The 20558-nt window shown below is 62.8% G+C and carries 18 protein-coding genes, 4 tRNA genes and 1 pseudogene; 9 read left to right on the top strand and 14 right to left on the bottom strand.

The features are described from left to right. Nucleotides 1-10: 10 nt before the first annotated feature. Nucleotides 11-715 (bottom strand): SMI1/KNR4 family protein, encoded by a 705-nt coding sequence (locus tag ACQ4WP_RS19170; protein WP_436523385.1) that lies wholly within the window; start codon nucleotides 713-715, stop codon nucleotides 11-13. Between the two features lie 158 nt (nucleotides 716-873). On the opposite strand from ACQ4WP_RS19170, the gene ACQ4WP_RS19165 reads away from it, so the two are divergent. Both ACQ4WP_RS19165 and ACQ4WP_RS19160 read left to right on the top strand, forming a co-directional pair. Beyond that, nucleotides 874-2091: an MFS transporter gene (locus tag ACQ4WP_RS19165; protein WP_436523383.1), complete on the top strand. Its 1218-nt coding sequence runs from the start codon at nucleotides 874-876 to the stop codon at nucleotides 2089-2091. Continuing rightward, the gene (locus ACQ4WP_RS19160; RefSeq protein WP_436523381.1) at nucleotides 2088-2717 is read left to right on the top strand and encodes a helix-turn-helix transcriptional regulator; all 630 of its coding nucleotides are present in this window, start codon (nucleotides 2088-2090) and stop codon (nucleotides 2715-2717) included. Before ACQ4WP_RS19165 ends, ACQ4WP_RS19160 begins: the two co-directional genes overlap by 4 nt. 64 nt (nucleotides 2718-2781) lie before the next feature. On the opposite strand, the gene phaP is transcribed toward ACQ4WP_RS19160, so the two are convergent. The 4 genes from phaP to ACQ4WP_RS19140 form a co-directional block, all read right to left on the bottom strand. Then, nucleotides 2782-3393, bottom strand: coding sequence for a TIGR01841 family phasin (phaP, locus tag ACQ4WP_RS19155; RefSeq protein ID WP_436523379.1), 612 nt, complete (start codon nucleotides 3391-3393; stop codon nucleotides 2782-2784). 107 nt (nucleotides 3394-3500) lie between these two features. After that, nucleotides 3501-3695 (bottom strand): hypothetical protein, encoded by a 195-nt coding sequence (locus ACQ4WP_RS19150; protein ID WP_436523377.1) that lies wholly within the window; start codon nucleotides 3693-3695, stop codon nucleotides 3501-3503. A 47-nt stretch (nucleotides 3696-3742) separates the two neighbouring features. After that, nucleotides 3743-5983 (bottom strand): ATP-binding protein, encoded by a 2241-nt coding sequence (locus ACQ4WP_RS19145; protein ID WP_436523375.1) that lies wholly within the window; start codon nucleotides 5981-5983, stop codon nucleotides 3743-3745. Nucleotides 5984-6085: 102 nt separating this feature from the next. Then, nucleotides 6086-6511: a winged helix-turn-helix transcriptional regulator gene (locus ACQ4WP_RS19140; protein ID WP_436523373.1), complete on the bottom strand. Its 426-nt coding sequence runs from the start codon at nucleotides 6509-6511 to the stop codon at nucleotides 6086-6088. A 117-nt stretch (nucleotides 6512-6628) separates the two neighbouring features. On the opposite strand from ACQ4WP_RS19140, the gene ACQ4WP_RS19135 reads away from it, so the two are divergent. After that, nucleotides 6629-7480: an SDR family oxidoreductase gene (locus ACQ4WP_RS19135; RefSeq protein ID WP_436523371.1), complete on the top strand. Its 852-nt coding sequence runs from the start codon at nucleotides 6629-6631 to the stop codon at nucleotides 7478-7480. Between the two features lie 96 nt (nucleotides 7481-7576). Here ACQ4WP_RS19135 and ACQ4WP_RS19130 read toward each other — a convergent pair. The 4 genes from ACQ4WP_RS19130 to ACQ4WP_RS19115 form a co-directional block, all read right to left on the bottom strand. Beyond that, nucleotides 7577-7661 (bottom strand) — tRNA-Leu (locus tag ACQ4WP_RS19130). A 69-nt stretch (nucleotides 7662-7730) separates the two neighbouring features. Beyond that, nucleotides 7731-7815, bottom strand: a tRNA-Leu gene (locus ACQ4WP_RS19125). Nucleotides 7816-7889: 74 nt separating this feature from the next. Further along, nucleotides 7890-7974, bottom strand: a tRNA-Leu gene (locus tag ACQ4WP_RS19120). Between the two features lie 317 nt (nucleotides 7975-8291). Then, nucleotides 8292-8376, bottom strand: a tRNA-Leu gene (locus ACQ4WP_RS19115). A gap of 408 nt (nucleotides 8377-8784) precedes the next feature. Here ACQ4WP_RS19115 and rnr point away from each other — a divergent pair. From rnr to ACQ4WP_RS19095, 4 genes are all read left to right on the top strand, one after another. Next, nucleotides 8785-11346, top strand: coding sequence for a ribonuclease R (rnr, locus tag ACQ4WP_RS19110; protein WP_436523369.1), 2562 nt, complete (start codon nucleotides 8785-8787; stop codon nucleotides 11344-11346). Nucleotides 11347-11361: 15 nt separating this feature from the next. Further along, complete coding sequence (rlmB, locus tag ACQ4WP_RS19105) at nucleotides 11362-12105, top strand: 23S rRNA (guanosine(2251)-2'-O)-methyltransferase RlmB (RefSeq protein ID WP_071078185.1); 744 nt, start codon at nucleotides 11362-11364, stop codon at nucleotides 12103-12105. 144 nt (nucleotides 12106-12249) lie between these two features. Then, nucleotides 12250-12999, top strand: a complete 750-nt coding sequence (gene cysE / locus ACQ4WP_RS19100; protein ID WP_436523367.1) for a serine O-acetyltransferase — start codon at nucleotides 12250-12252, stop codon at nucleotides 12997-12999. Nucleotides 13000-13009: 10 nt separating this feature from the next. Next, nucleotides 13010-13708, top strand: a complete 699-nt coding sequence (locus ACQ4WP_RS19095) for a YceH family protein (RefSeq protein WP_436523365.1) — start codon at nucleotides 13010-13012, stop codon at nucleotides 13706-13708. Nucleotides 13709-13724: 16 nt separating this feature from the next. Here the strand turns inward: ACQ4WP_RS19095 and ACQ4WP_RS19090 are convergent, their stop codons facing one another. Then, on the bottom strand, nucleotides 13725-14138 hold the full coding sequence (locus tag ACQ4WP_RS19090) for a tetratricopeptide repeat protein (protein ID WP_436523363.1): 414 nt from the start codon (nucleotides 14136-14138) through the stop codon (nucleotides 13725-13727). A 76-nt stretch (nucleotides 14139-14214) separates the two neighbouring features. Then, nucleotides 14215-14445, bottom strand: a pseudogene (locus ACQ4WP_RS19085) (DUF4240 domain-containing protein); the annotation flags it as partial. Between the two features lie 299 nt (nucleotides 14446-14744). Here ACQ4WP_RS19085 and ACQ4WP_RS19080 point away from each other — a divergent pair. Both ACQ4WP_RS19080 and udk read left to right on the top strand, forming a co-directional pair. Continuing rightward, nucleotides 14745-15248, top strand: coding sequence for a DUF2199 domain-containing protein (locus ACQ4WP_RS19080; protein ID WP_436523361.1), 504 nt, complete (start codon nucleotides 14745-14747; stop codon nucleotides 15246-15248). Further along, the gene (udk, locus tag ACQ4WP_RS19075; protein WP_436523359.1) at nucleotides 15245-15943 is read left to right on the top strand and encodes a uridine kinase; all 699 of its coding nucleotides are present in this window, start codon (nucleotides 15245-15247) and stop codon (nucleotides 15941-15943) included. The genes ACQ4WP_RS19080 and udk overlap by 4 nt, the downstream gene beginning before the upstream one ends. A 9-nt stretch (nucleotides 15944-15952) precedes the next feature. Here udk and ACQ4WP_RS19070 read toward each other — a convergent pair whose 3' ends face one another. From ACQ4WP_RS19070 to ACQ4WP_RS19060, 3 genes are read right to left on the bottom strand one after another with little or no spacing between them, the layout of a single operon-like run. Further along, nucleotides 15953-17122: an HlyD family type I secretion periplasmic adaptor subunit gene (locus tag ACQ4WP_RS19070; protein ID WP_436523357.1), complete on the bottom strand. Its 1170-nt coding sequence runs from the start codon at nucleotides 17120-17122 to the stop codon at nucleotides 15953-15955. Next, nucleotides 17119-19251 (bottom strand): ATP-binding cassette domain-containing protein, encoded by a 2133-nt coding sequence (locus tag ACQ4WP_RS19065; RefSeq protein WP_436523355.1) that lies wholly within the window; start codon nucleotides 19249-19251, stop codon nucleotides 17119-17121. The genes ACQ4WP_RS19070 and ACQ4WP_RS19065 overlap by 4 nt, the downstream gene beginning before the upstream one ends. A 28-nt stretch (nucleotides 19252-19279) precedes the next feature. Beyond that, nucleotides 19280-20503, bottom strand: a complete 1224-nt coding sequence (locus ACQ4WP_RS19060) for a TolC family protein (protein WP_436523353.1) — start codon at nucleotides 20501-20503, stop codon at nucleotides 19280-19282. Nucleotides 20504-20558: the final 55 nt, after the last annotated feature.

The raw sequence follows: 20558 nt of genomic DNA, 5'->3' as shown, positions 1-20558 counted from the left end.
CGAATTATGTTCAGCCAGCCGTGCTGTAGGCAAAACAGCTGTCGAATTTTTCGTAGGGAATCAGTTCCTCGCGCAGGCTGGCCAGTTCGATATCGGTCAGCAAGCCCCGGTGCACTTCCTTGCGTCCTTTCGGCAGCACCACCTCGTAATCGATGATGTCCCTGGCCAGCAAGGCTTGTAGCACCTCGGCTTGCCGCGCTGTCAGGTAGCGCGCATGCGTGCCCAGGGTTTTTGTCAATTGATCCCTGAATTCCTCGTTGCTGACGTCGTTGTACGTATCCTGGTCCGCCATGCTATTTAACAACATTTGAAACAGGAAGTCTTGCAGGTTTTTTGCCAGAGACTGGGCTTCATTCTGGTCGTGCCACAGCAGCACGATGGGCATCTCGCCATCCTGCTGGCCTGAAGCGAAAAAACAGTAGTGGTCACCGGCGCCCGTATGCGCAAACGGGATGAACTGGAAGGCGGAATCGATTTTCCGATAGTCGCCCGCGTCCAGCAGCGTATCCACGGCGTCGGCAACGGCCTTGATACTGAGCAATTCGAAATCGTCCGCATGCAGCAGCACGGTGGGCCGGTCTTTCAAGGTGGGATAGACCAGCTTGTACCAGTCGGGGCCGTATTCACCCATGTCGAGCATGCCGTCGCGCTCCAGCTGGCGATACAGCGAGGGATAGGTGAAGCCGTGTTGGTGTTCAATTTCTGACAGTGTCATGTTTGCCCTGTTAAGCGTGATTCATGGGGCAATGATAGCCGAGGCGATGGCGCGCACGGTTCGCGCCATGGGCAATGATGGGTATAATTAATAAACACTTTAGTTTACTTATATGGCATGGCCACGTATGCTTGCCAGACACAATCCGCCGAGGCCGCATGAAAAACATCATTTTAATTTCCGCCGCCTGTATGCTGGCGCTGCTATCGACCATCGGCGCCTCGCTGCCGTATCCGATCCTGCCGCCCCTGTTTGCGGCCGAGGCGCCGAATGCCTTCAATAATTTCCTCGGCTTGCCGTCGAAACTGCTGTTCGGCCTGGCGCTGACCATCAACCCGCTGGGCTTGCTGATCGGCTCGGCTTTGCTGGGGCCGCTGTCGGACCGCTATGGCCGCCGTCCCTTGCTGATGCGCACGGCCGTGGGCGCGGCCATCGGCCACGCCATCACGGCCTGGGCGCTGGTGATCCAGTCCTATCCGCTGTTCATCGTGGCCCGTTTCATCACGGGTTTGCTGGAGGGAAACGGCGCCGTGGCGCGCGCCATGTTGGCCGACCAGCTGACGGGACCGTTGCGCCTGCGCGCCATGTCGTGGTTGAACGGCGCGTTTTACCTGGGCTGGCTGGTGGGCCCGATCTTGGCGGGCGCGACCCTGCATTGGGGCGTGACGGTGCCGTTCTGGATCGCCGCCGCCGCCCTGATGCTCGTCGCCGTGCTGGTGGCCGCCGGCTTGCCGCGCGAAACACCCTCGCTATTGACGACGTCGTGGTGGCAAGTGGCGCGCGACCGGCATTCGCTGAACCTGCTGCGCCATGAGGAGTTGCGTACCCTGTTCATCGTGCAACTGGCGCTGACCTGCGGTGTGGCCAGTTTTTACGAATTTTATCCGCTGTGGCTGGTCGAGACGGCCAGTTACCATGCGCAGGAGATTGCCTGGGTGAATGTGGGCCTGTGCGGCACGATGACGATCACCTCGCTGCTGGCGGGCGGTCCCAGCCGCCATGCGCCGCTGCTGCGCGCCAGCTGGTATGCCTGCGGCGTGGCGCTGGCCGTAGGCGTGCTGGCGCTGGGCAATATCTGGGTGGGCATCGCCGCCATCGTGCTGTTCGGCATTCCGAATGCGCTGTACAACACGGTGATCCAGGGCTGGTGCGCCGAGCGCTTCAGCGCGCACGGACAGGGCGCCGTGATGGGTTTGCTGGCCACCACCTTTTGCATCGCCAACATCGTCGTGGCCCTGAGCGGCTCCGTGCTGACCCTGATCGACACGCGGCTGATCCTCGTCGCGGGTGCCGTGTCCGCCGCCTGGGCCGCGTGGCGCATGGCCGCCTGGCGTCGCCAGCTGGACGGCGCCGTGGATGCCAAGGCCGTGGCATGAGCGTGAGCACGTCCGAGCAGACCTTGTTCCTGCTCAAAATGCGCGGGCCGCAGACGGCGCAGCAACTGGCGGCCTTGCTCGATATCACGTCCATGGGTGCGCGGCGCCAGCTCGAAGCGGCGCTGGAGCGTGGCCTGGTGGCTTTTGAGGACGTGTCGGACAAGGTGGGCCGCCCGTCGCGGCGCTGGGCGCTGACGCGCGAGGGCCATGCGCACTACCCCGACCGCCATGCCGATCTGACGCTGGAATTGATCGCGCAAGTCAAAATCCTGTTCGGCGACGAAGGCCTCGATAAACTGATCGGCGCGCGCGAGCGCAGCAGCGAAGCCGCCTACGCCAAGCTGGTCGACCCGCAGCTTGCGCTGGCGCAAAGAGTGGACAGTCTGGCGCGGGCGCGCGATGGCGAGGGCTACATGGCGCATGCTGAGCCGCAGGACGATGGCAGTGTCTTGCTGGTGGAAAACCATTGCCCGATTTGCGCGGCGGCCACGGCATGCCAGAATTTCTGCCGCTCGGAGCTGGCCATTTTTCAGCGGGTATTGGGGGAGGACTGCACGGTGGAGCGCAGCGAGTATTTGCTGGAGGGGGGAAGGCGCTGCGTGTACCGGATCATGCCGGTGAAGTGAGTCCGGCAAAAAGCCGGGGTCGTACCCTGCTGGGTACGACCCCGGTATCTGCTCTTGGGGCGTGTTACTTTTTAGCCGCCTTCGGCTTGGCAGCCGGCGCCGCCTTTTCAGCTGCAGCTTGTACGCCTGCTGTGGCCTGTTCCGTTGCCTGCGCCACTTGCGCGCTGGCCTTGGCAATTTGATCTTCCACGGTTTTCACGGCCTGTTTCGTGGCCTTGGTCACTTGTTCATAACCGAGGAAGGCATTGTCGATGGCGGCCTTGACGATGGCCACGGCATTTTCCGAGCCCGGCGGCACGTTTTTCGTGACGTCGTAGATCAGGGCGCTCAAATTGCTTTTCGCTTCGGCCACATGGGCTTCGGCGGCCGTGGTGAATTCCGTGTGGATTTCCTTGATGATGTCGTCGAGTTGCTGTTTATACGCTTTTGCACCGGCCACGCCCGGTTGCAGCTGGGCAGCGGCGGCAGCCATGGCGGCCTTCGGATCCTTGGCCTGGCTGATTTCCTTGCCGGCGGCAAGGCCATCCTCGATGCCGGACTTGGCGGTGGCCATGTTCAGTGCCAGCACCTGTTCCACGCCTTGCACGGCCTTGGAGGTGAGGGTGTTGAAGGTCATCAGCTGGAATTCAAACAGGGCCTTGGTGGCCGATGCGAATTGTTCGGGATTCGTAAACATGTGGTCTCCTCGGTTTGAATAGATACGTTCTTATCGTTCCATACTCTTTCGACGCCGCAATGCCATCGCTTGATCTCAAGCCGGTGCCCCGTGTGGTCATGCCCCCATTATTTAACAAGCGCCGGTTTTTCGCAACGGCTATCTTTGTAGGGGCCAGAGGCCAGTTCCCAGCCAAATCCCAAGGTCGATTGGGCGCACGACAGGGTGCCGTCGACCTTGCTGCGCCACTGGTACCAGGGCGCCGGTCCGGCCGTTGCGCAGGCACAGGCGGCCAGCAGGGCCGTGGCGATCAGGTATTTCATAAGTGCTCCGAAAGAAAAGCCTGCGGGCATTGTAGCGCGCCTGCCATTCAGGGAGCGGGCGATTGCGGCGCCGCAGCGGGCAGTTGCAGGGTGAAGGTGGTGCCGCTGCCGGCGCCGGTGCTGCTGGTGGCGTCGATATGGCCGCCCAGCACGCCCGTGACGATGTTGTGCGCCACGTGCAGGCCCAGGCCCGAGCCGCCCGAACCGAGCTTGGTCGTGAAGAAGGGGTCGTAGACATGTGCCAGGTCGTCGGCGGCGATGCCCACGCCCGTGTCGCTGATGGACAGGGTGATCGTCTGCCCGTCGTCGCTGCCGCGCGCGGTGATGGCGATATTACCGCCGCTGCGGTCCTCGAAGGCATGGCGCAGGCAGTTTTCCAGCAGATTGCTCAGCACCTGGCCCAGCGGACCGGGGTAGCTGTCCATGGCCAGGTCGTCCGGCACGTCTTGCGTCAGGCTCAGGCCGGCGGCCTTGAGCGGCGTGCACATGGGCAGCACCAGCTCGGCGACGAACTGGCGCAGCAGGAAGTGGCGGCGCTGCGAGCTGGCGCGGTCGACGGCGATCTGCTTGAAGCTCGAGACCAGGTCGGCGGCGCGCTGCAGGTTGCGCAGCATGATGGCGTCCGCCTCGTTGGCCTGGGTCAGGTAGGCGCCCAGTTCGGAGCGGCGCAGGCCATCGAGGAAGCTGGCCTGGATTTCGCGCGTGCGTTCGGCCATGGTGGTGGCTACCACCAGGCCGTTGCCGATCGGCGTATTGAGTTCATGCGCGATGCCGGCCACCAGCGCACCGAGCGCGGCCAGCTTGTCGCGGCGCACCAGTTCTTCCTGCGTGATGGACAGGTTTTCCAGCGCCGCGGCCAGTTCGCGGTTCGCCTGTTCCGAGTGTTCCTTGGCCAGCGTCAGGGCGGCTGTGCGTTCGTCCACCAGTTCTTCCAGGTGGGCGCGGTGGCGCTGCAGCTCGCGTTCATGGCGCATGCGGCCGATGGCGATGCCGGCCAGGTCGGTAGCCGTGTCGATCAGCTCCAGGTCGCGCGCATCGGGCTTGCGCACTTCGCGGTAATACATGGCGAACGAACCGAGGACGGCGCCATCCTGGCCGAAGATGGGGCGCGACCAGCAGGCGCGCAAACCGAACGGCGCGGCCAGCTCGCGGTAGGGCGCCCACAGCGGGTCGTGCATGATGTCGCTGACTACCACCGGTTCGCGCAGGAACATGGCCGTGCCGCAGGAGCCCACGCCGGGGCCGATGGCCACGCCTTCGAGCAGGGCCATGTAGTCGGGCGGCAGGCTGGGGCCGGCCGCGCTGTGCATGTGGATGCCGTCGTCGTCGAGCAGCATGATGGAGCAGACCACGCCGCGCGACTGGCCTTCGATCAGCAGCAGCAGCTGGTTCAGGGTGGGGGTCAGGGGCGCGCCCTTGGCGACCATTTCCAGCAGGGTGCTCTGGCCCGCGCGCATGGCTTCGGCGAGGTTGCGTTCGGTCAAGTCGATGATGCGTGCATGCACGAGCTGCCGGCCCGGCACGGACAGGCGCATCAAGCGGATTTCGCAGGCGATCGGATGGCTGTCGCGGTGGCAGCAACTGGCGCGGAAGACGACGATCTTGCCTTGCAAGGTATCGCGGATCTTTTCTTCCAGCAGTTGCGGCGAGGCGCGGCCATCGTCCTGATGCCTGGGGAACAGCGGCTCCATGCCGCCTTGCAACAGCTCGGCCAGCGGCATGCCGAACAATCCTTCGGCCAGGTGGTTGGCGTCGATCAGCAGGCGGTTATCGATATCGAACAGCAGCACGGCGTCGGGTGAACCGGCCAGGATGGAATGGTAATTGACTTCCAGCGTTTGCGGATGCAGGGGCCGCGGTGGCGTGATGGCGCGCGGTGTGGGCGCCTCGGCCTTGTGCAGCGCCAGTTCCATGAGGATTTTTTCCGCCACGTCGCGCGCATTGAAGGGCATCTTGATGTAGTCGCTGGCGCCGGCGCCCACGCTGCGGCCCTGTTCTTCGGCGCTGGGGGTGGCCGACATCAGCAGCAGGGGCACGCCATGGCGTCCGCCCGCATTGCGCAGGCGCATGCAGGTGGCGCCGATATTCGTGCCGGCCAGGGCCGCGTCGAGCAGGATCAGGTCCGTGCCGCCGGCTGCCAGTTCCACGCCTTCGTCGATATCGCCCGCCAGTCCCGTGCCCAGGTTATGCCGGTCCAGCACATACAGCAGTTCGCGCACATCGTTAGGCGAATTGCTCACCAGTAGCACTTTGGCCCGGTCGGCGATGGAGGAAATCAACTGATTCATGGTGTCGCGCCCTTACGCGTATCGTGAGGCTAGTATTACATCAAGGCAAGTAGGAGTAAACGATAATTCTTGATGACCAAAAGCAATGCGTTTGTGCGCTGTTTACGCCGCGTTTTGCGCGTTCTGCGGCGCCAGTTCGGCGCGCGCCTGTTCGATGCGCGGGTAATTATCCTCGATCCAGTCGACCAGCACGGCCAGGCGTTCGGCCGCTTCGCGTCCCAGCGGCGTGAGGCTGTATTCCACCTTGGGCGGTATCACCAGATACGCCCGGCGCAGCACGAAACCGTCGCCCGCCAGCGCTTCCAGGGTTTGCGCCAGCATTTTTTCGCTGACCCCGCCCACTTCGCGGCGCAGTTCGCTGAAGCGCCGCGTGCCGCTCAGCAGTAGTACCAGTACCAGCACGGCCCAGCGGCTGGTCAGGTGGCTGAGCACGGCGCGCGACGGGCAGGCGGCCACCAGCAATTGCGCTCCCTGGTTCTGGCGGGCGAGGGCGGCGCGCAGGCTGGCGCCGGGAGTGTCTGTGGACATGATAGTTGGCCTTAACAATTGTCGTTTGAATTAATACTTACCAAAAGGTACGTACTTACAATAAGTAAGTAATAGTCCTATTATAGGGTCTTACCACCCACCCTCCAAGGAGAAATCATGATCGTCATCACCGGCGCCACAGGCAATCTGGGCCAGCACGTCATCGCCAGCCTGCTCACATCCGTCCCCGCAGCGCACATCATCGCCGCCGTGCGCAACCCGGCCAAGGCCGCCAACCTGGCCGCGCTGGGCGTGCAAGTGCGCCAGGCCGATTACAACGATGGCGCCAGCCTCGATTCGGCCTTCAAAGGCGCAACGAAAATCTTGCTGATTTCGTCGAGCGAAGTGGGCCAGCGCGCGCAGCAGCACCAGAACGTCATCGATGCGGCCAAGCGCGCCGGCGTGGCCCTGCTGGCCTACACCAGCGTCTTGCGCGCCGACACGTCGCCGCTGGGCCTGGCCGCCGAGCACGTCATCACGGAAGCGGCCATCCGCGCGTCCAGACTGCCGTACACTTTGCTGCGCAACGGCTGGTACCTGGAAAACCATACGGAACACCTGGCGCCCGTGCTCGAGCATGGCGTCGTGCTGGGCGCGGCGCAAAATGGCCGCTTCTCGTCGGCTGCGCGCGCCGATTACGCTGCCGCCGCTGCCGCCATCCTGACGGCCGAGCAGCCGCGCGCCATCTATGAGTTGGCCGGCGACCAGGGCTTTACCCTGGCCGAGTACGCGGCCGAAGTGGCGCGCCAGTCGGGCAAGGCGATTGTGTATAAAGATTTGCCGCAGGTGGACTTCAAGGCGGCGCTGGTGGGCGTGGGCGTGCCGGAAGGCTTTGCCGACTTGCTGGCCGATTCCGATGCGGGCGCGGCCAGGGGCGGCCTGGAAGACAATGACAAGCAATTGAGCGCGCTGATTGGCCGTCCGACGACGAGCCTGTTTGACGCCGTCAAGGCGGTACTGGCCAAATAAGGGAGGGTGCCGCAGGCCGGGAGGCCGCGCGGCATCCGGAAATGAAAAAAAGCCGCAAACTCGTGAAAGTTTGCGGCTTTTTTGCGAATTAGGTAATGGTGCCCACGAAGGGACTCGAACCCCTACACCCGAAGGCACATGGACCTGAACCATGCGCGTCTACCAATTCCGCCACGTGGGCACTGATGCTGCTTATTGCGACTGTCTCACTACTTTACTGCGGACTACAACGAAAACAACTCGTTGCTGGTGGTGCCCACGAAGGGACTCGAACCCCTACACCCGAAGGCACATGGACCTGAACCATGCGCGTCTACCAATTCCGCCACGTGGGCATTGTCCTGCTTTTTCTACTTGTTGCTATTGCCTACTACTTTACTGCGGATCACAACAATCAACAACTTGCTGCTGGTGCCCACGAAGGGACTCGAACCCCTACACCCGAAGGCACATGGACCTGAACCATGCGCGTCTACCAATTCCGCCACGTGGGCATTGTTACTGCTTGCTGCTTGTCGCTGCGTGTTCTGCAGCGAGGACAAAATCATAAGGGCTGGCGCGCATTCGGTCAATCAACATTTTGCACTTTTCTTCAAGAAACATGTTTTTTCGCCTGAAAACGGTCGTTCCCTATGAGAAAAGGCAAAATATGCCTATTTTTTCAGCGATTTTTCGCCTGTCTCTGTCCGTAGGAGGGGCGTGCTGCTTGGCTGCGGCAGTGTGGCCGGCTGGCGGGAGGGGGATTTTCGTCTCGGAAATGAAAAAGGCCGCAAACTCGTGAAAGTTTGCGGCCTTTTTGCGAATTAGGTAATGGTGCCCACGAAGGGACTCGAACCCCTACACCCGAAGGCACATGGACCTGAACCATGCGCGTCTACCAATTCCGCCACGTGGGCACTGATGCTGCTGTGACTTATTACTTTACTGCTCGAGTACTTGTTGAAAAATAACTTCACAACAATTCTGCTATTATAGCGACTTGAAGAGTTTTGCGCCAGATGAGCTTTCGCTCCATACTGCACATCAACCCTGTACCGCTTCCCTGCAACTGCATCCCCGTGAGGGTTTGTCGCTGCAAGAGACAGAGATTATAGAGCAATATTTGCCGAAGTCAAATGCATTGCGCAGCTTTTCTCCTTTTTTTCATCGGCGGGGTACTTGTTCGGTTTCCGCTACGCTGTCCGTTAGGCAAATCAAGGCGTCCTCCGGTACACTACCGGACATCACCGTGTCAATATTGACGGTGATGTCATCGGTCTTTGTCTTCCGTTTGATCACTGTCAATAACAACTATAGAAATACTTTTGAGCCAAAATAACCACACCATCCCCAGCCGGGAGGACATTCTCGGCATATTCCGCAGCGTCAACGCGCCTCTCGACCCGCAGTCTCTCGGGAAAACGCTGCAAGTGCATGCCGATTCCATGGATGTCCTGGTCCGTCGCCTGAAGGCGATGGAGCGCGACGGCCAGCTCAAGTCTGACGCCAGCGGTGTTTTCAGCCTGGCCGACCAGAGCGCGCTAGTCGCCGGTCGCGTCACGAGCCACCGCGATGGCTTCGGTTTCGTCATTCCCGACGACGCCAGCGCCGACCTGTTCCTGCCTGAGAAAGAAATGCAGAAAGTACTGCATGGCGACAAGGTCATGGCCCGCATCGTCGGCACGGATCGCCGCGGCCGCCCGGAAGGCACGATCGTGGAAGTCACTTACCGCGCCAATAGCCACGTCATCGGCCGCCTGATCCAGGAAAACGGCACCTGGGTCGTGGCGCCGGAAGACCAGCGCATCGGCCAGGACATTTTAGTCACCGGTTCGGTGGGCAAGGCGAAGGCCGGCCAGATCGTCAGCGTCGAGCTGACCGAGCAACCGATGCGCTTCAAGCAGCCTGTCGGCAAGATCGTCGAAGTGCTCGGTGCGCTCGATGATCCCGGCATGGAAATTGAAATTGCCGTGCGCAAATTCAACGTGCCGCACATCTTTTCCGCCGCCGCTATCAAGCAAGCTGAAAAACTTCCATTCGAAGTGCGCGACGCCGACCTGAAAGACCGTGTCGACCTGCGCGACGTGCCGCTCGTCACCATCGATGGCGAAGACGCGCGCGATTTCGACGATGCCGTATATTGCGAACCCGTCAAGATTGGCCGCGCCAACTGCTACCGCCTGATCGTGGCGATTGCCGACGTGAGCCATTACGTGAAACCGAACGACGCGCTCGATATCGATGCGCTTGAACGCAGCACCTCCGTGTACTTCCCGCGTCGCGTAATCCCGATGCTGCCGGAAAAACTGTCGAATGGCCTGTGCTCGCTGAATCCGGCTGTCGACCGTTTGACCCTCGTCTGCGACGCCGTCGTCAGCGACAAGGGTGAGCTGAAGGCGTACCAGTTCTACCCGGCCGTCATCCATTCGGCCGCGCGCCTCACGTATGACGAAGTCGCTGCCGTGCTGGGCAACACCAAGGGACCCGAAGCGGCACGCCGCGCGGACATCCTGCCGCACCTGCAAAACCTGGAAGCCGTCTACCGCGCCTTGCTGAAAGCGCGCACGGAGCGGGGCGCCATCGATTTCGAGACGACGGAAACGTATATCGTCTGCAATAGCGCCGGCAAGATCGAAAAGATCATCCCCCGCACGCGCAACGAAGCGCACAAGATCATCGAAGAGTGCATGCTGGCGGCCAACGTCTGCGCGGCCGACTTGTTGCTGCGCAACAAGCATCCAGGCACGTACCGCATCCACGCCAGCCCGACCAAGGAAAAGCTCACGCAAGTGCGCACCTTCCTCAAGCAAGTCGGCCTGAACCTGACGGGCGGCGACACGCCATCGGCATCGGATTACCAGACCTTGATGCAGCAGATCAAGCTGCGTCCCGACGCGGCCCTGCTGCAAACGATGCTGCTGCGTTCGATGCAGCAAGCCGTCTACAGCCCGGACAATATCGGCCACTTCGGCCTGGCGTACGAGGCGTATGCCCACTTCACCAGCCCGATCCGCCGCTATCCCGACCTGCTGACGCACCGCGCCATCAAGGCTATTTTGCAAGGCAAGAAATACGAGCCGAAGCTGTCCGATAAAGTCGTGTTGAACACCAACGTATCGAACGCCACGCGCAAGCAGCAGGCCAAGGACAAGGCCGACGGCAAGCCGAAAAAGACGGACCTGACTATCTGGGACGCGCTGGGCGTGCATTGCTCGGCCAACGAGCGCCGCGCCGACGAAGCGTCGCGCGATGTGGAAGCGTGGCTCAAATGCTACTTCATGCAAGACAAGCTGGGCGAAGAATTCACCGGCACCATCACGGGCGTGACCACCTTCGGCGTGTTCGTGCAGCTCGACACCCTGTTTGTCGAAGGCTTGGTGCACGTCACCGAGTTGGGCACCGACTACTTCCAGTACGACGATGCGCGCCATGAATTGCGCGGCGAACGCACGGGCAAGCGCTACCAGCTGACGGACCGTCTGACGGTGCAAGTGGCGCGTGTCGACCTGGAAACGCGCAAGATCGACCTGCGTCTGGTCACCGATGCGGAACTGGCAGGCGAAGAAGCGCCGGCCAAGCAGTCGGGCGGCAAACGCAAGGGCGAAAAGAAATCCATGGTCAAGCCCGGTCCCGCGACCGAGCAACGCCACGAGATCAAAGCCAGCGTTACAACTGGCGCCAAGGCCGGCAATGGTTCCGGCGGCCGTTCCAACGGCGCCAAGCCTGCAGCCAAGGCGCAAGCCAAGGCAGCCCTGAAGGAAGCCCCCAAGGCGGCAGCCCCCAAGGCCGCCGCGCCGAAGCGCAGCAAGAAACCTGCCGCGGCACCTGCCGCAGCGGCACCACGTGCAGCAAAAACTGTATCAAAAACAAGCAAAAGCAAGCGTTAAAAGAAGCGATAACACATGAAGAATAAAATGATTTTCGGCTTCCACGCCGTCACCTCGCGCCTGCGTCACGAAGCGTCGTCCGTGGAAGAAATTTTTGTCGATGCCAGCCGCGTCGACGGCCGCATGAAGGACATGATCGCCGCCGCCAAGGCTGCCAACGTGCGCGTCATGCCCGTCGACTCGTCGCGCCTGGACAAGATCGTCGGCACGCGCCGCCACCAGGGCGTGATCGCCTTTGCCTCGCAGCTGTCGCTGGCGCGCAATCTCGATGAGCTGCTGGACGCCATCGATGGCCCGCCACTGCTGTTGATTCTCGACGGCATCACCGATCCGCACAACCTGGGCGCCTGCCTGCGCGTGGCCGACGGCGTCGGCGCACATGCCGTCATCGTGCCGAAGGACCGCGCCGTGGGTTTGAATACCACGGCAGCCAAGGTCGCCAGCGGCGCCGCCGAAACCGTCCCGTACATCACCGTGACGAATCTGGCGCGCACCATGCGCGAACTGAAGGAGCGCGGCATCTGGCTGATCGGCACCACCGACGATGGCGAAAAAGGTTTGTACGAAGCCGATTTCACGGGCCCGACGGCCCTCGTCATGGGTTCCGAAGGCGAAGGCATGCGCCGCTTGACGCGCGATACCTGCGACATCCTCGTCAGCATCCCGATGTTCGGCTCCGTCGAGAGCTTGAACGTGTCGGTCGCTTCCGGCGTGTGTCTGTACGAAGCGCGCCGCCAGCGGATTGCTTTAGAAGCTTAAGTTAGCGTCATTTGGGGTCAGACCCGTCGGGTCTGACCCCTGCTTGCCGTTGAGGAGCCTCTCAACGGCAGCTCCCTCCAGCAGTTCCCCGCCGAATACGCTACCATTTGCGTCTTGTCTCTTACCTATTCAGAAATCCGTCTTATGTTCCACCACCTGCGCGAAGACATCAACAGCATCATCGAACGTGACCCCGCCGCCCGCAATGGCTGGGAGGTGCTGACCTGTTACCCGGGCTTGCATGCCATCGTCATGCACGGCTGGGCGCACTGGTGCTGGACGCGGCACATGAAGTGGGTGGGGCGCTTCATCTCGTATATCGGCCGCATCATCACGGGCATCGAGATCCATCCGGGCGCGGTCATCGGCCGGCGCGTCTTCATCGACCATGGCTTCGGCGTGGTGATCGGCGAGACGGCCATTGTCGGCGATGACTGCACCATTTACCAGGGCGTGACCCTGGGCGGCACCTCGCTGCACAGCGGAGCCAAGCGCCATCCGACCCTGGAGCGGGGCGTCATCGTCGGCGCCGGCGCGCAGGTGCTGGGCAGCTTCACGGTGGGCGAGTACGCCAAGGTGGGTTCGAACGCCGTGCTGTTGAAACCCGTGCCGTCCGGCGCCACGGCCGTGGGCAACCCGGCGCACATCGTGCAAAAGGATGTCAACGCCCTGCGCGAGGGCAGCACGGCCCACCTGTTCGCCGCGTATGGCGTCACGCCCAACGGTGACGATCCGCTGTCGAAAGCCTTGCAAGGCTTGATCACGCATGCCGTGGCGCAGGAACAGCGCATCGAAACCATCCTCGCCACCCTGAAGGCGGCGGGCATATGCTGCCAGGCTGTGCCCGAGTGTGATAAATTTGATTCCGAGCAAATGAACAAGCTGGTTGATTAAGGATATAGGCATGAATACTGATGTGATGGCAGGCGAAAAAAGTACTGACAATCCCAATATGCTCGACCCCTTCGAGATCCGCGTGCTGGCCGTGCTGGCCGAAAAGGAAGCGCTGACGCCGGACAGCTACCCGCTGTCGCTCAACGCCCTGACCAACGGCTGTAACCAGTTGTCCAGCCGCGACCCCGTCATGGCCCTGTCCGAGGAAACCGTCTACGATGTGCTGCAGCGCTTGATGCAGCGCAAATTCGTCAATGGCATCACGCAGGCGGGCGCGCGCGTCGCCAAGTACGAACACCGCATGCGCATCAAGTGGTCGCTGGAGCAGGACAAGCTGGCCATCCTGACGATATTGATGCTGCGCGGCTTGCAGACGGCGGGCGAAATCCGCAGCCGCAGCGGCCGCGTGCATGAATTCAAGTCGGTGGCGGAAGTGGAATCCGGCCTGCAATTCCTCATCGATAAATACCCGCCGCTGGTGGCCAAGCTGGCCGTCGCCCCCGGCGCCAAGGAACCGCGCTACGGCCACTTGCTGGGCGGGGCAGAAGTACTGGCGCAGATCGAGACGGCGGCCGGTTTTGCCGGTGCCGTCAGCACGCCGCAGCAGGGCAGCCGTGTGGCCCAGCTGGAGCAGGAAGTGCTGCAATTGCGCAGCGACTTCGATGGCCTGGCGGCGCAGTTCGAGGCGTTCCGCAAGCAGTTCGAATAATTTTCCGAGCATGCACCTATTGGGCCTGCGGGTCGAAATAGGCGGTCCAGGTCTGTCTGGAAGCGGCAAGGCCCCGCGCCTTGTCAAATTGCGCCATGGCCTTGCGGGGTTTTGCCAGTCCCGCCAGGGCCACCCCCAGGTTGTAATGGGTATGGCTGTCCGTCGAGCCCAGCTTGAGCGCCGTTTCCAGTACGTTGACGGCTTCCCTGTACTTACCCTGGTCACACAGCACGGCGCCCAGGCAAGTGATCAGGGCGGTGTCTTGCTGGGCCGTTTGCAAGGCGCTGCGTAACACGGCTTCAGCTGCCGCCATGTGCGCATCCGATTGCCCGGCATCGTCTTCGGCCAGCTTTATATGCGCCTTGCTTGCGGCGATAGCGTCCATTGCCGCCTTCGCCAGGCCAGGCGGCGGAATTGCTTCCGGTTTCATAATCGACGCTGGCGGTAAAATCCCAGTCATCGGTGTCACGCCCTGTCTTCTCGGACCAAGCCTCGGGAGCGACGCTCTACAGTTCTTCCAGCCAGTCGTCCATTTGATCGGGCATCAGTGTGGGGTCGGCCAGAGCGCTGTCATAAGTAGCCTTGCCCGAGCCGACGACGAAACAGCGCGCATACAGGAAACCGTCATCCGACTTTCCTGATGCACCGGCATGGTCCGCAAACACTTTGTCATCGAGCTTGTACAGTGCCTTAGCCAGGCACTCCTCGAAGCCCTTGATGTCCTTGACCTGCAACTCGGCGAGCGCTTCGGTCTATGCTTCCACCGCGGCATCGGCGTCGCCGTCTTCCATGGCCTCTCGGTCGATTTGCTCTATCAGCTGCCAGAATTTTTCTTCGTTCATTGTTTATTCCTGGTAAATAGTCAATCGATACTGAAAGAGGTCAAGCATGCAATGCCGGTGGCGCGAGTCGTCCCGTCTGCGCATCTTGAGCTTGTTTAGAATATCATCTTGCTCGAATACCAAGCGCACAGGTTCCCTAAGTAACTATTTTGCATGCAACACCACAAAACAATTCGAATAGGCGGCCTTCACGCATGAGTTTTTCCTTCCTTTGCCGCTCCTGCGGCGAGACCCACACGGGCATGCCCAGCTTCGGCGCCGATGCGCCGTGGCTGTACGAACAGATGGCGCCAGCCGAACGGACGGCGCGCTGCCAAATCGACAGCGACGCCTGCGTCGTCGACGAAGCGTACTGCTTCGTGCGCGCCACCATCGACATCCCCGTGCATGGCTCGGATGAGCCGTTCAGCTGGGGCGTGTGGGTATCGCTGAGCGGTGAGAGCTTCGACTCTTGGGATGCCTGCTTCAATGAAGCCAGGCGTACACACATCGGCCCCTTCTTCGGCTGGCTCAGCACGCAGCTGCCCGTGTATCCCGATACCCTGAACCTGAAAACCCGCGTGCACCTGCGCGACGATGGCGTGCACCCGTACATCGAGCTCGAGCCGACCGACCACCCGCTGGCCATCGAACAGCGCGACGGCATCACGGCCGAGCGCGTGGCCGAGCTGTATGCGCGGCTGGTGCATGGCGCGTGACAGGCCCGGCTTTTCAGCCGCTCCCTGTCAGTTCGATCGCGTTTCCGGTATCATTCGGCATGAATAAGATTTCTTTCCAACCGTTTGTTATTGGTGTCGCTGGCGGAAGCGGCAGTGGCAAGTCAACCGTATCACAGCAGGTGCTCGCGTCCTTTGGCGCCGACATGGTCTCGGTCGTGATGCAGGACGACTACTACCGCGATCAAACCCATCTCTCCCCTGAAGTTCGCCGCCAGCAGAATTACGACCATCCGCAGGCGTTCGAGTGGCCATTGCTGGTGCAGCACATTCAGGCCTTGCGCAATGGCGAGGCGATCGAGATGCCCGAGTACGACTTCACGCTGCACAATCGCTCCAGCAGGACCATTCCAGTCAAGCCGGCCCCGGTGATCGTGATCGAGGGCCTGTTTGCCTTGTATGACGCGGACTTGCGCGACATGATGTCGCTGAAGATCTTTGTCGACACGGCCTCCGACGTGCGCTTCATCCGCCGCATGCAACGCGATATCACCGAACGCGGTCGCTCGGTGGAAAGCGTCATCGAGCAGTATCTGGAAACAGTACGCCCGATGCACAAGCAATTCATCGAACCCACCAAGCGCAATGCCGATGTCATTTTGCCGCATGGCGCCAATGGCCCCGCGGTCGACATGATTACCGCCAAGGTGGCCAGCGTCATCGGTCAGTTGAAGTAGCCCGCTACATTACCGCTCCCCCATCGACTCTGAAAACGTCTTGGTGATCGGTTTCGTCAGGTAGCGCAAGACAGTTTTGCGGCCCGTGTTGATTTCCACGGTGGCCGTCATGCCGGGCTGGATCAAGATCGGCTCGCCATTCTTGCCTATGAGGTTGCGCCCGCTGGTCTTGATCTGCACGCGGTAGTATGGCTGCTCGTTGCCCTTGTTATCCTCGCTCAAAGTATCGGCGCTGATGTAGCTGACGGTGCCGCGCAAACGCCCGTAAATGCCGTAGTCATAGGCGTCGAGTTTGACGGCCGTGGGCAGGCCGGGCTTGATGAAGGCGATGTCGGCCGGTTTGACTTTCGCTTCGATGATCAGGTCGTCGTCCGTGGGCACGATTTGCAGGATTTCCTCGCCCGGCTTGGCCACGCCGCCCAGGGTGGTGAGGCGCACATTACGCACGATGCCGTCGGTGGGCGCGTAGATATCCGTCGAGCCCAGCTGCTCCTTGCGCTGGGTCACCGTCTGCAGCACGCCGGCCAGGTCTTCCTGGGCCTTCACCAGGTCCGTCTGGCTATCTTGCAGGTATTTGTTGCGCCGGTTGGTGATCTGCGCCTGGATGTCGACCACCTGGCGCCGCAGTTTCAGTACCTCGGCGCGGCTGACATCGCCCGTTTCCAACAGCGGCAAGTTCATTTCCAGCTCTTCTTTGATCAGCTTCATGGCGCTTTCCAGCGAGCTTACTTCCGCTTGCACGGCGCCCTGGCGCTTGCTGAACAGGGCCAGCTGGTTGGCGCGAAATTCCGGAAACGCTTGCAGCTCGGGCGGGAACTTCGGCGCGCCGCCAAACACTTCCGCCTGCAGGCGCGCCACGGCCGCCTTCAGCCCGGCCGCCTTGGCCGTGCTTTCCAGGTAGCTCGTTTCCGCGCGCGTGCGGTCGAAGCGCGCCAGCAGTTCGCCCTTTTTCACCACGCTGCCTTCATGCACGCGCAGCTCGGCCAGCACGCCGCCATCGGCCACCTGGATGATCTGGTTGCGCGAACTGGCGATCACCTGGCCGTTGGCGCGCGTGACCTGGTCCAGCTCCGCCCATGAAGCCCAGGCGATGACACAAGCCAGCGCTAGCGTGCAGCTCCAGATCAGCAGCCGGCCCCGTTTCGCTTCCTCTTTCGTTTCGACACGGGCCAGTTTCATGCCACCGCTCCTTGCGCCACCGGCGCAGGTGCGGGACTGGGTACGGCCTGCGGCTTGCCCGACAGCTTGGCCAGGACAAAGTCGCGCGGGCCGTCAAGCAGCACCCGCCCCGTCTGCAGCACGACCAGGCGGTCGAGCAGGGGCAAGAGGGCGTTCTTGTGCGTGGTGGCGACCATGGTCACGCCTTCGGCCGCCAGTTCGCCCAATAGCCCGACGATGCGCGCTTCCGTCTTCGCATCCATGGCGCCCGTCGGTTCGTCGAGCAGCCAGATGCGCGGCTTGGCCAGCAGCAGACGCGTGACGGCGATCAATTGCCGCTGGCCGCCCGAGACGCCGCGTCCTCCTTCCGTGATGCCCAGCGCCAGCCCCCGTGGCTGGCCCAGTATCAGCTCGATCAAGCCCGTGCGTCTGGCTGCCGCCAGGATCGCTTCCTCGCCCGGGTCGGCCAGTCCCAGCAACAGGTTGTCGCGCAGGGTGCCACTGAAGAGCCGCGTTTCCTGCGGCAGGTAGCCGATCATTTCGCGCACCACCGCCGGCGCCAGCAGGGCCATGTCGACGTCGCCCAGATATACCTTGCCTTCGGCCGGCTGGTACAGGCCCGAGGCCAGTTTCAGCAGCGTGCTCTTGCCCGAGCCGATGGCGCCCACCAGGCCGACGCGCTCGCCGGGGCGGATGGTGAGGTTGTCCACTTCCAGCGCCACCTTTTGCGCGCCGCCATACGTAAAACGGATGCGCTCGAAGCGCAATCCCGTATCGAGGCTGCGCGGCGTCAGCGCGAACTGTGCGTTGTCCGCCTCATTGGGCAGGCTGATGACCTGTTCCAGGCCATCGATCGAGGCGCGCGCGTGCGCCCACTGCACCATCACGGCGGGCAGCTGCACGATGGGCATCAGGGCGCGGTTGCTGATGATGGTGCACGCCATCAGCGCGCCCATGGTCATCTGGTTCTCGGCCACGAACCACGCTCCCATGGAGATCAGCGCCACGTTGGTCAGCTGCTGGAAGGCGGCCGTGATGTTTTGCGACAGGGCCGCATAGTCGCGGATATTCTGCTCCGCGTGGCTGGTCTCGGCCACCAGTTCGGCCCAGCGCGCCTGCATCATCCATTCGGCGCTGCTGCCCTTGAGCGTTTCCACGCCATCGACGGCTTCCACCAGCAAGCCGGCCTTGCGGTTGCTGGCGTTGAGGTTTTTGCGCGTGTGAGCCTGGATGGCGCGCTGGAACATCAGCCCGCACACGAGGGCCAGGGGCAAGGCCACCAGTGGCACCACCACCAGCGGCCCGCCGATGATGGTGATCATGGCCAGGAAGATCAGGGCGAAGGGCACGTCCGTCAGCACGAACAGCGACGTCGAGGTGAGCACGCCGCGCACCATTTCAAAGCCTTTCACTTGCGCCGCCAGGGTGCCGACGGAGGCGGGGCGCGCTTCCATGCGGATGCCCAGCATGCGCTGGAAAAACCACTCGGACAATTCATGGTCGACGTCATTGCACGAATGGTCGACGATGCGGCTGCGCACCTGCTTGAGGATGAATTCCAGGCCGATCGACAGGGCCACGCCCACCACCAGCACCCACAGGGTGCTGAAGCTCTGGTTCGGGATCACGCGGTCGTACACCTGCATGGAGAACAGCGAGGTGGCCATGGTCAGCAGGGTCACCAGCGCGGTGGCCAGCACGGCGTCGACAAACACGCTTTTCTTCAGCCAAAGGGCGTTGCGCACCAGGCCCAGGGCACCGGGGCGGGCGCCGCTTTTTTCGCTGCGGCGCGGCAGGCCCACGCAAGCCAGGCCGGCCAGTGTCGCCAGTTGCAAGGCACGCCCATCGATACCTTCGCCGCACCAGGTGCCGTCGGCACTGCGCGACTGCAGCAAGCCCCAGCCCGTGCTGGCGCTGTAGGCGGCGAACGGCAGCTCGCCCGGCGTCGGCTCGTGCAGCAGGTGCGCCACGCCTTCCAGCCCGGCCGCCTGCCAGATGGTGGTAAGAACCATGGCGGGCGCACCATGGTCATCGATGTCATCGAGCCGGCGCTGCAGGTCGGCCAGGCGCGCGGCGGGCACGTGCTGGCCCGTCAGGCGCGCGGCCCGCTCGATGAGTGTCAGCAAGCCATGTTTGATGGAGGTATCCACGCTGTCTCCTGTGTGCATCATGTCGGTGTCAGTGCGCGCGCGCCATGCCTGCTGGCGCCGTGCGTCCGGCCAGGGTGCCCGTTTGCGCTGCCAAGCGCAGGCTGGCGGCGATCGCCTGCGCGCGCGTGTCTTCCAGTGAAAACTGCGCCTGGGTCGCTTCGCGCACGGCATTGAGCACGTCGTTCCAGCTCTTGCGCCCGATCACGTACTGGCGCGCATACGATTCGAACACCTGCGTTGAAGTGGTGCTGGCCTCGCCCGCGTTGCCCAGGCGCTGGCGGCTCGCTTCGGCCTCGTTCCAGTCCAGCGTGAAACGTTCGCGCACCTCGCGTTCGGCCACGTCGTGCGCGGCGCGCGCGCCTTCGCGCCGGGCCACGGCGGCGTCCACGCCAGCCTTGGCAGACAAGCCGGCGCCCGGCTGCGCCTGCAGCACCAGCATGGCGCGCGTGCGGTTATCGGCATTCATGCCGCCCGTGGGCTTTTCCATGCGCAGCACGACTTTCGGCATGTAGGCCGAGCGCTGCAGGGTGATCTCGGAATCGGCTGCCTGCGCCTCGAACTCCAGGCGGTGCAGGGTGGGGGAGTAGGCTATGGCCTGGCGCATGACCCGTTCCAGGCTGGCGTCGGGCAGCGGTTCGCCCACGCCGATGCCCGTGGCGCTGACCAGGCGCACCGGCTTGCCGGCCAGTTGCGACAGCTGCGCCAGCGCGTTCTCCAGCGCCTGGCGCGCATTCGACACGTCGTTGGCAGCCTGGTAAGTGCGCGATTCGGCCAGGCGCTGGTCCGTCTGCGAACTGACCGACTGCACCACGCGGCGCTTGATCATGTCGAGCAGGCGCTGGTGTTCGGCCAGGCCTGCTTCGGCCGAGCGCACGCGCGCCGTCTGGCGCAGCGCCTCGGTGTAGGCGGCGATCACGCGCAGGGAGAGAGTCAGGCGTTCTTCTTCGATGGCGGCGCCGGCCGCGTCGACCCGGCTGCCGGCGGCATCGATGCCGGCGTCGATGCGCCCGCCGCTCCACAGCGGCTGCTCGATGCGCACCACGCCGCCCGTCTCCTGCGAACCTGTTGGGACTTCGGCCGACAGGCTGGGAAAGCGCTGCCACTGCGCGCCATCGAGGTCGGCGCGCGCGGCCGCTTGCGCCGAGCGTTTGCCCTGCACGGCGGGATGGCTTTGCAGCGCCTGCTGCAAGACCTGGTCGAAACTCCAGGCCGTGGCGCCCTGGGCATGGGCGAAGGAGCTGATGGATGCCATGGCCATGGCCGCCAGCAAGGCTGCGCCACGTGGCAGTAAAAACAATGCTGGGAAA

The sequence above is a fragment of the Janthinobacterium lyxosi genome (assembly GCF_051380665.1).
In the GTDB taxonomy this organism is placed as follows: domain Bacteria; phylum Pseudomonadota; class Gammaproteobacteria; order Burkholderiales; family Burkholderiaceae_D; genus Janthinobacterium.
Note: the sequence above shows the minus strand (reverse complement) of the source record. Positions and strands in the feature narration are given on the sequence as shown.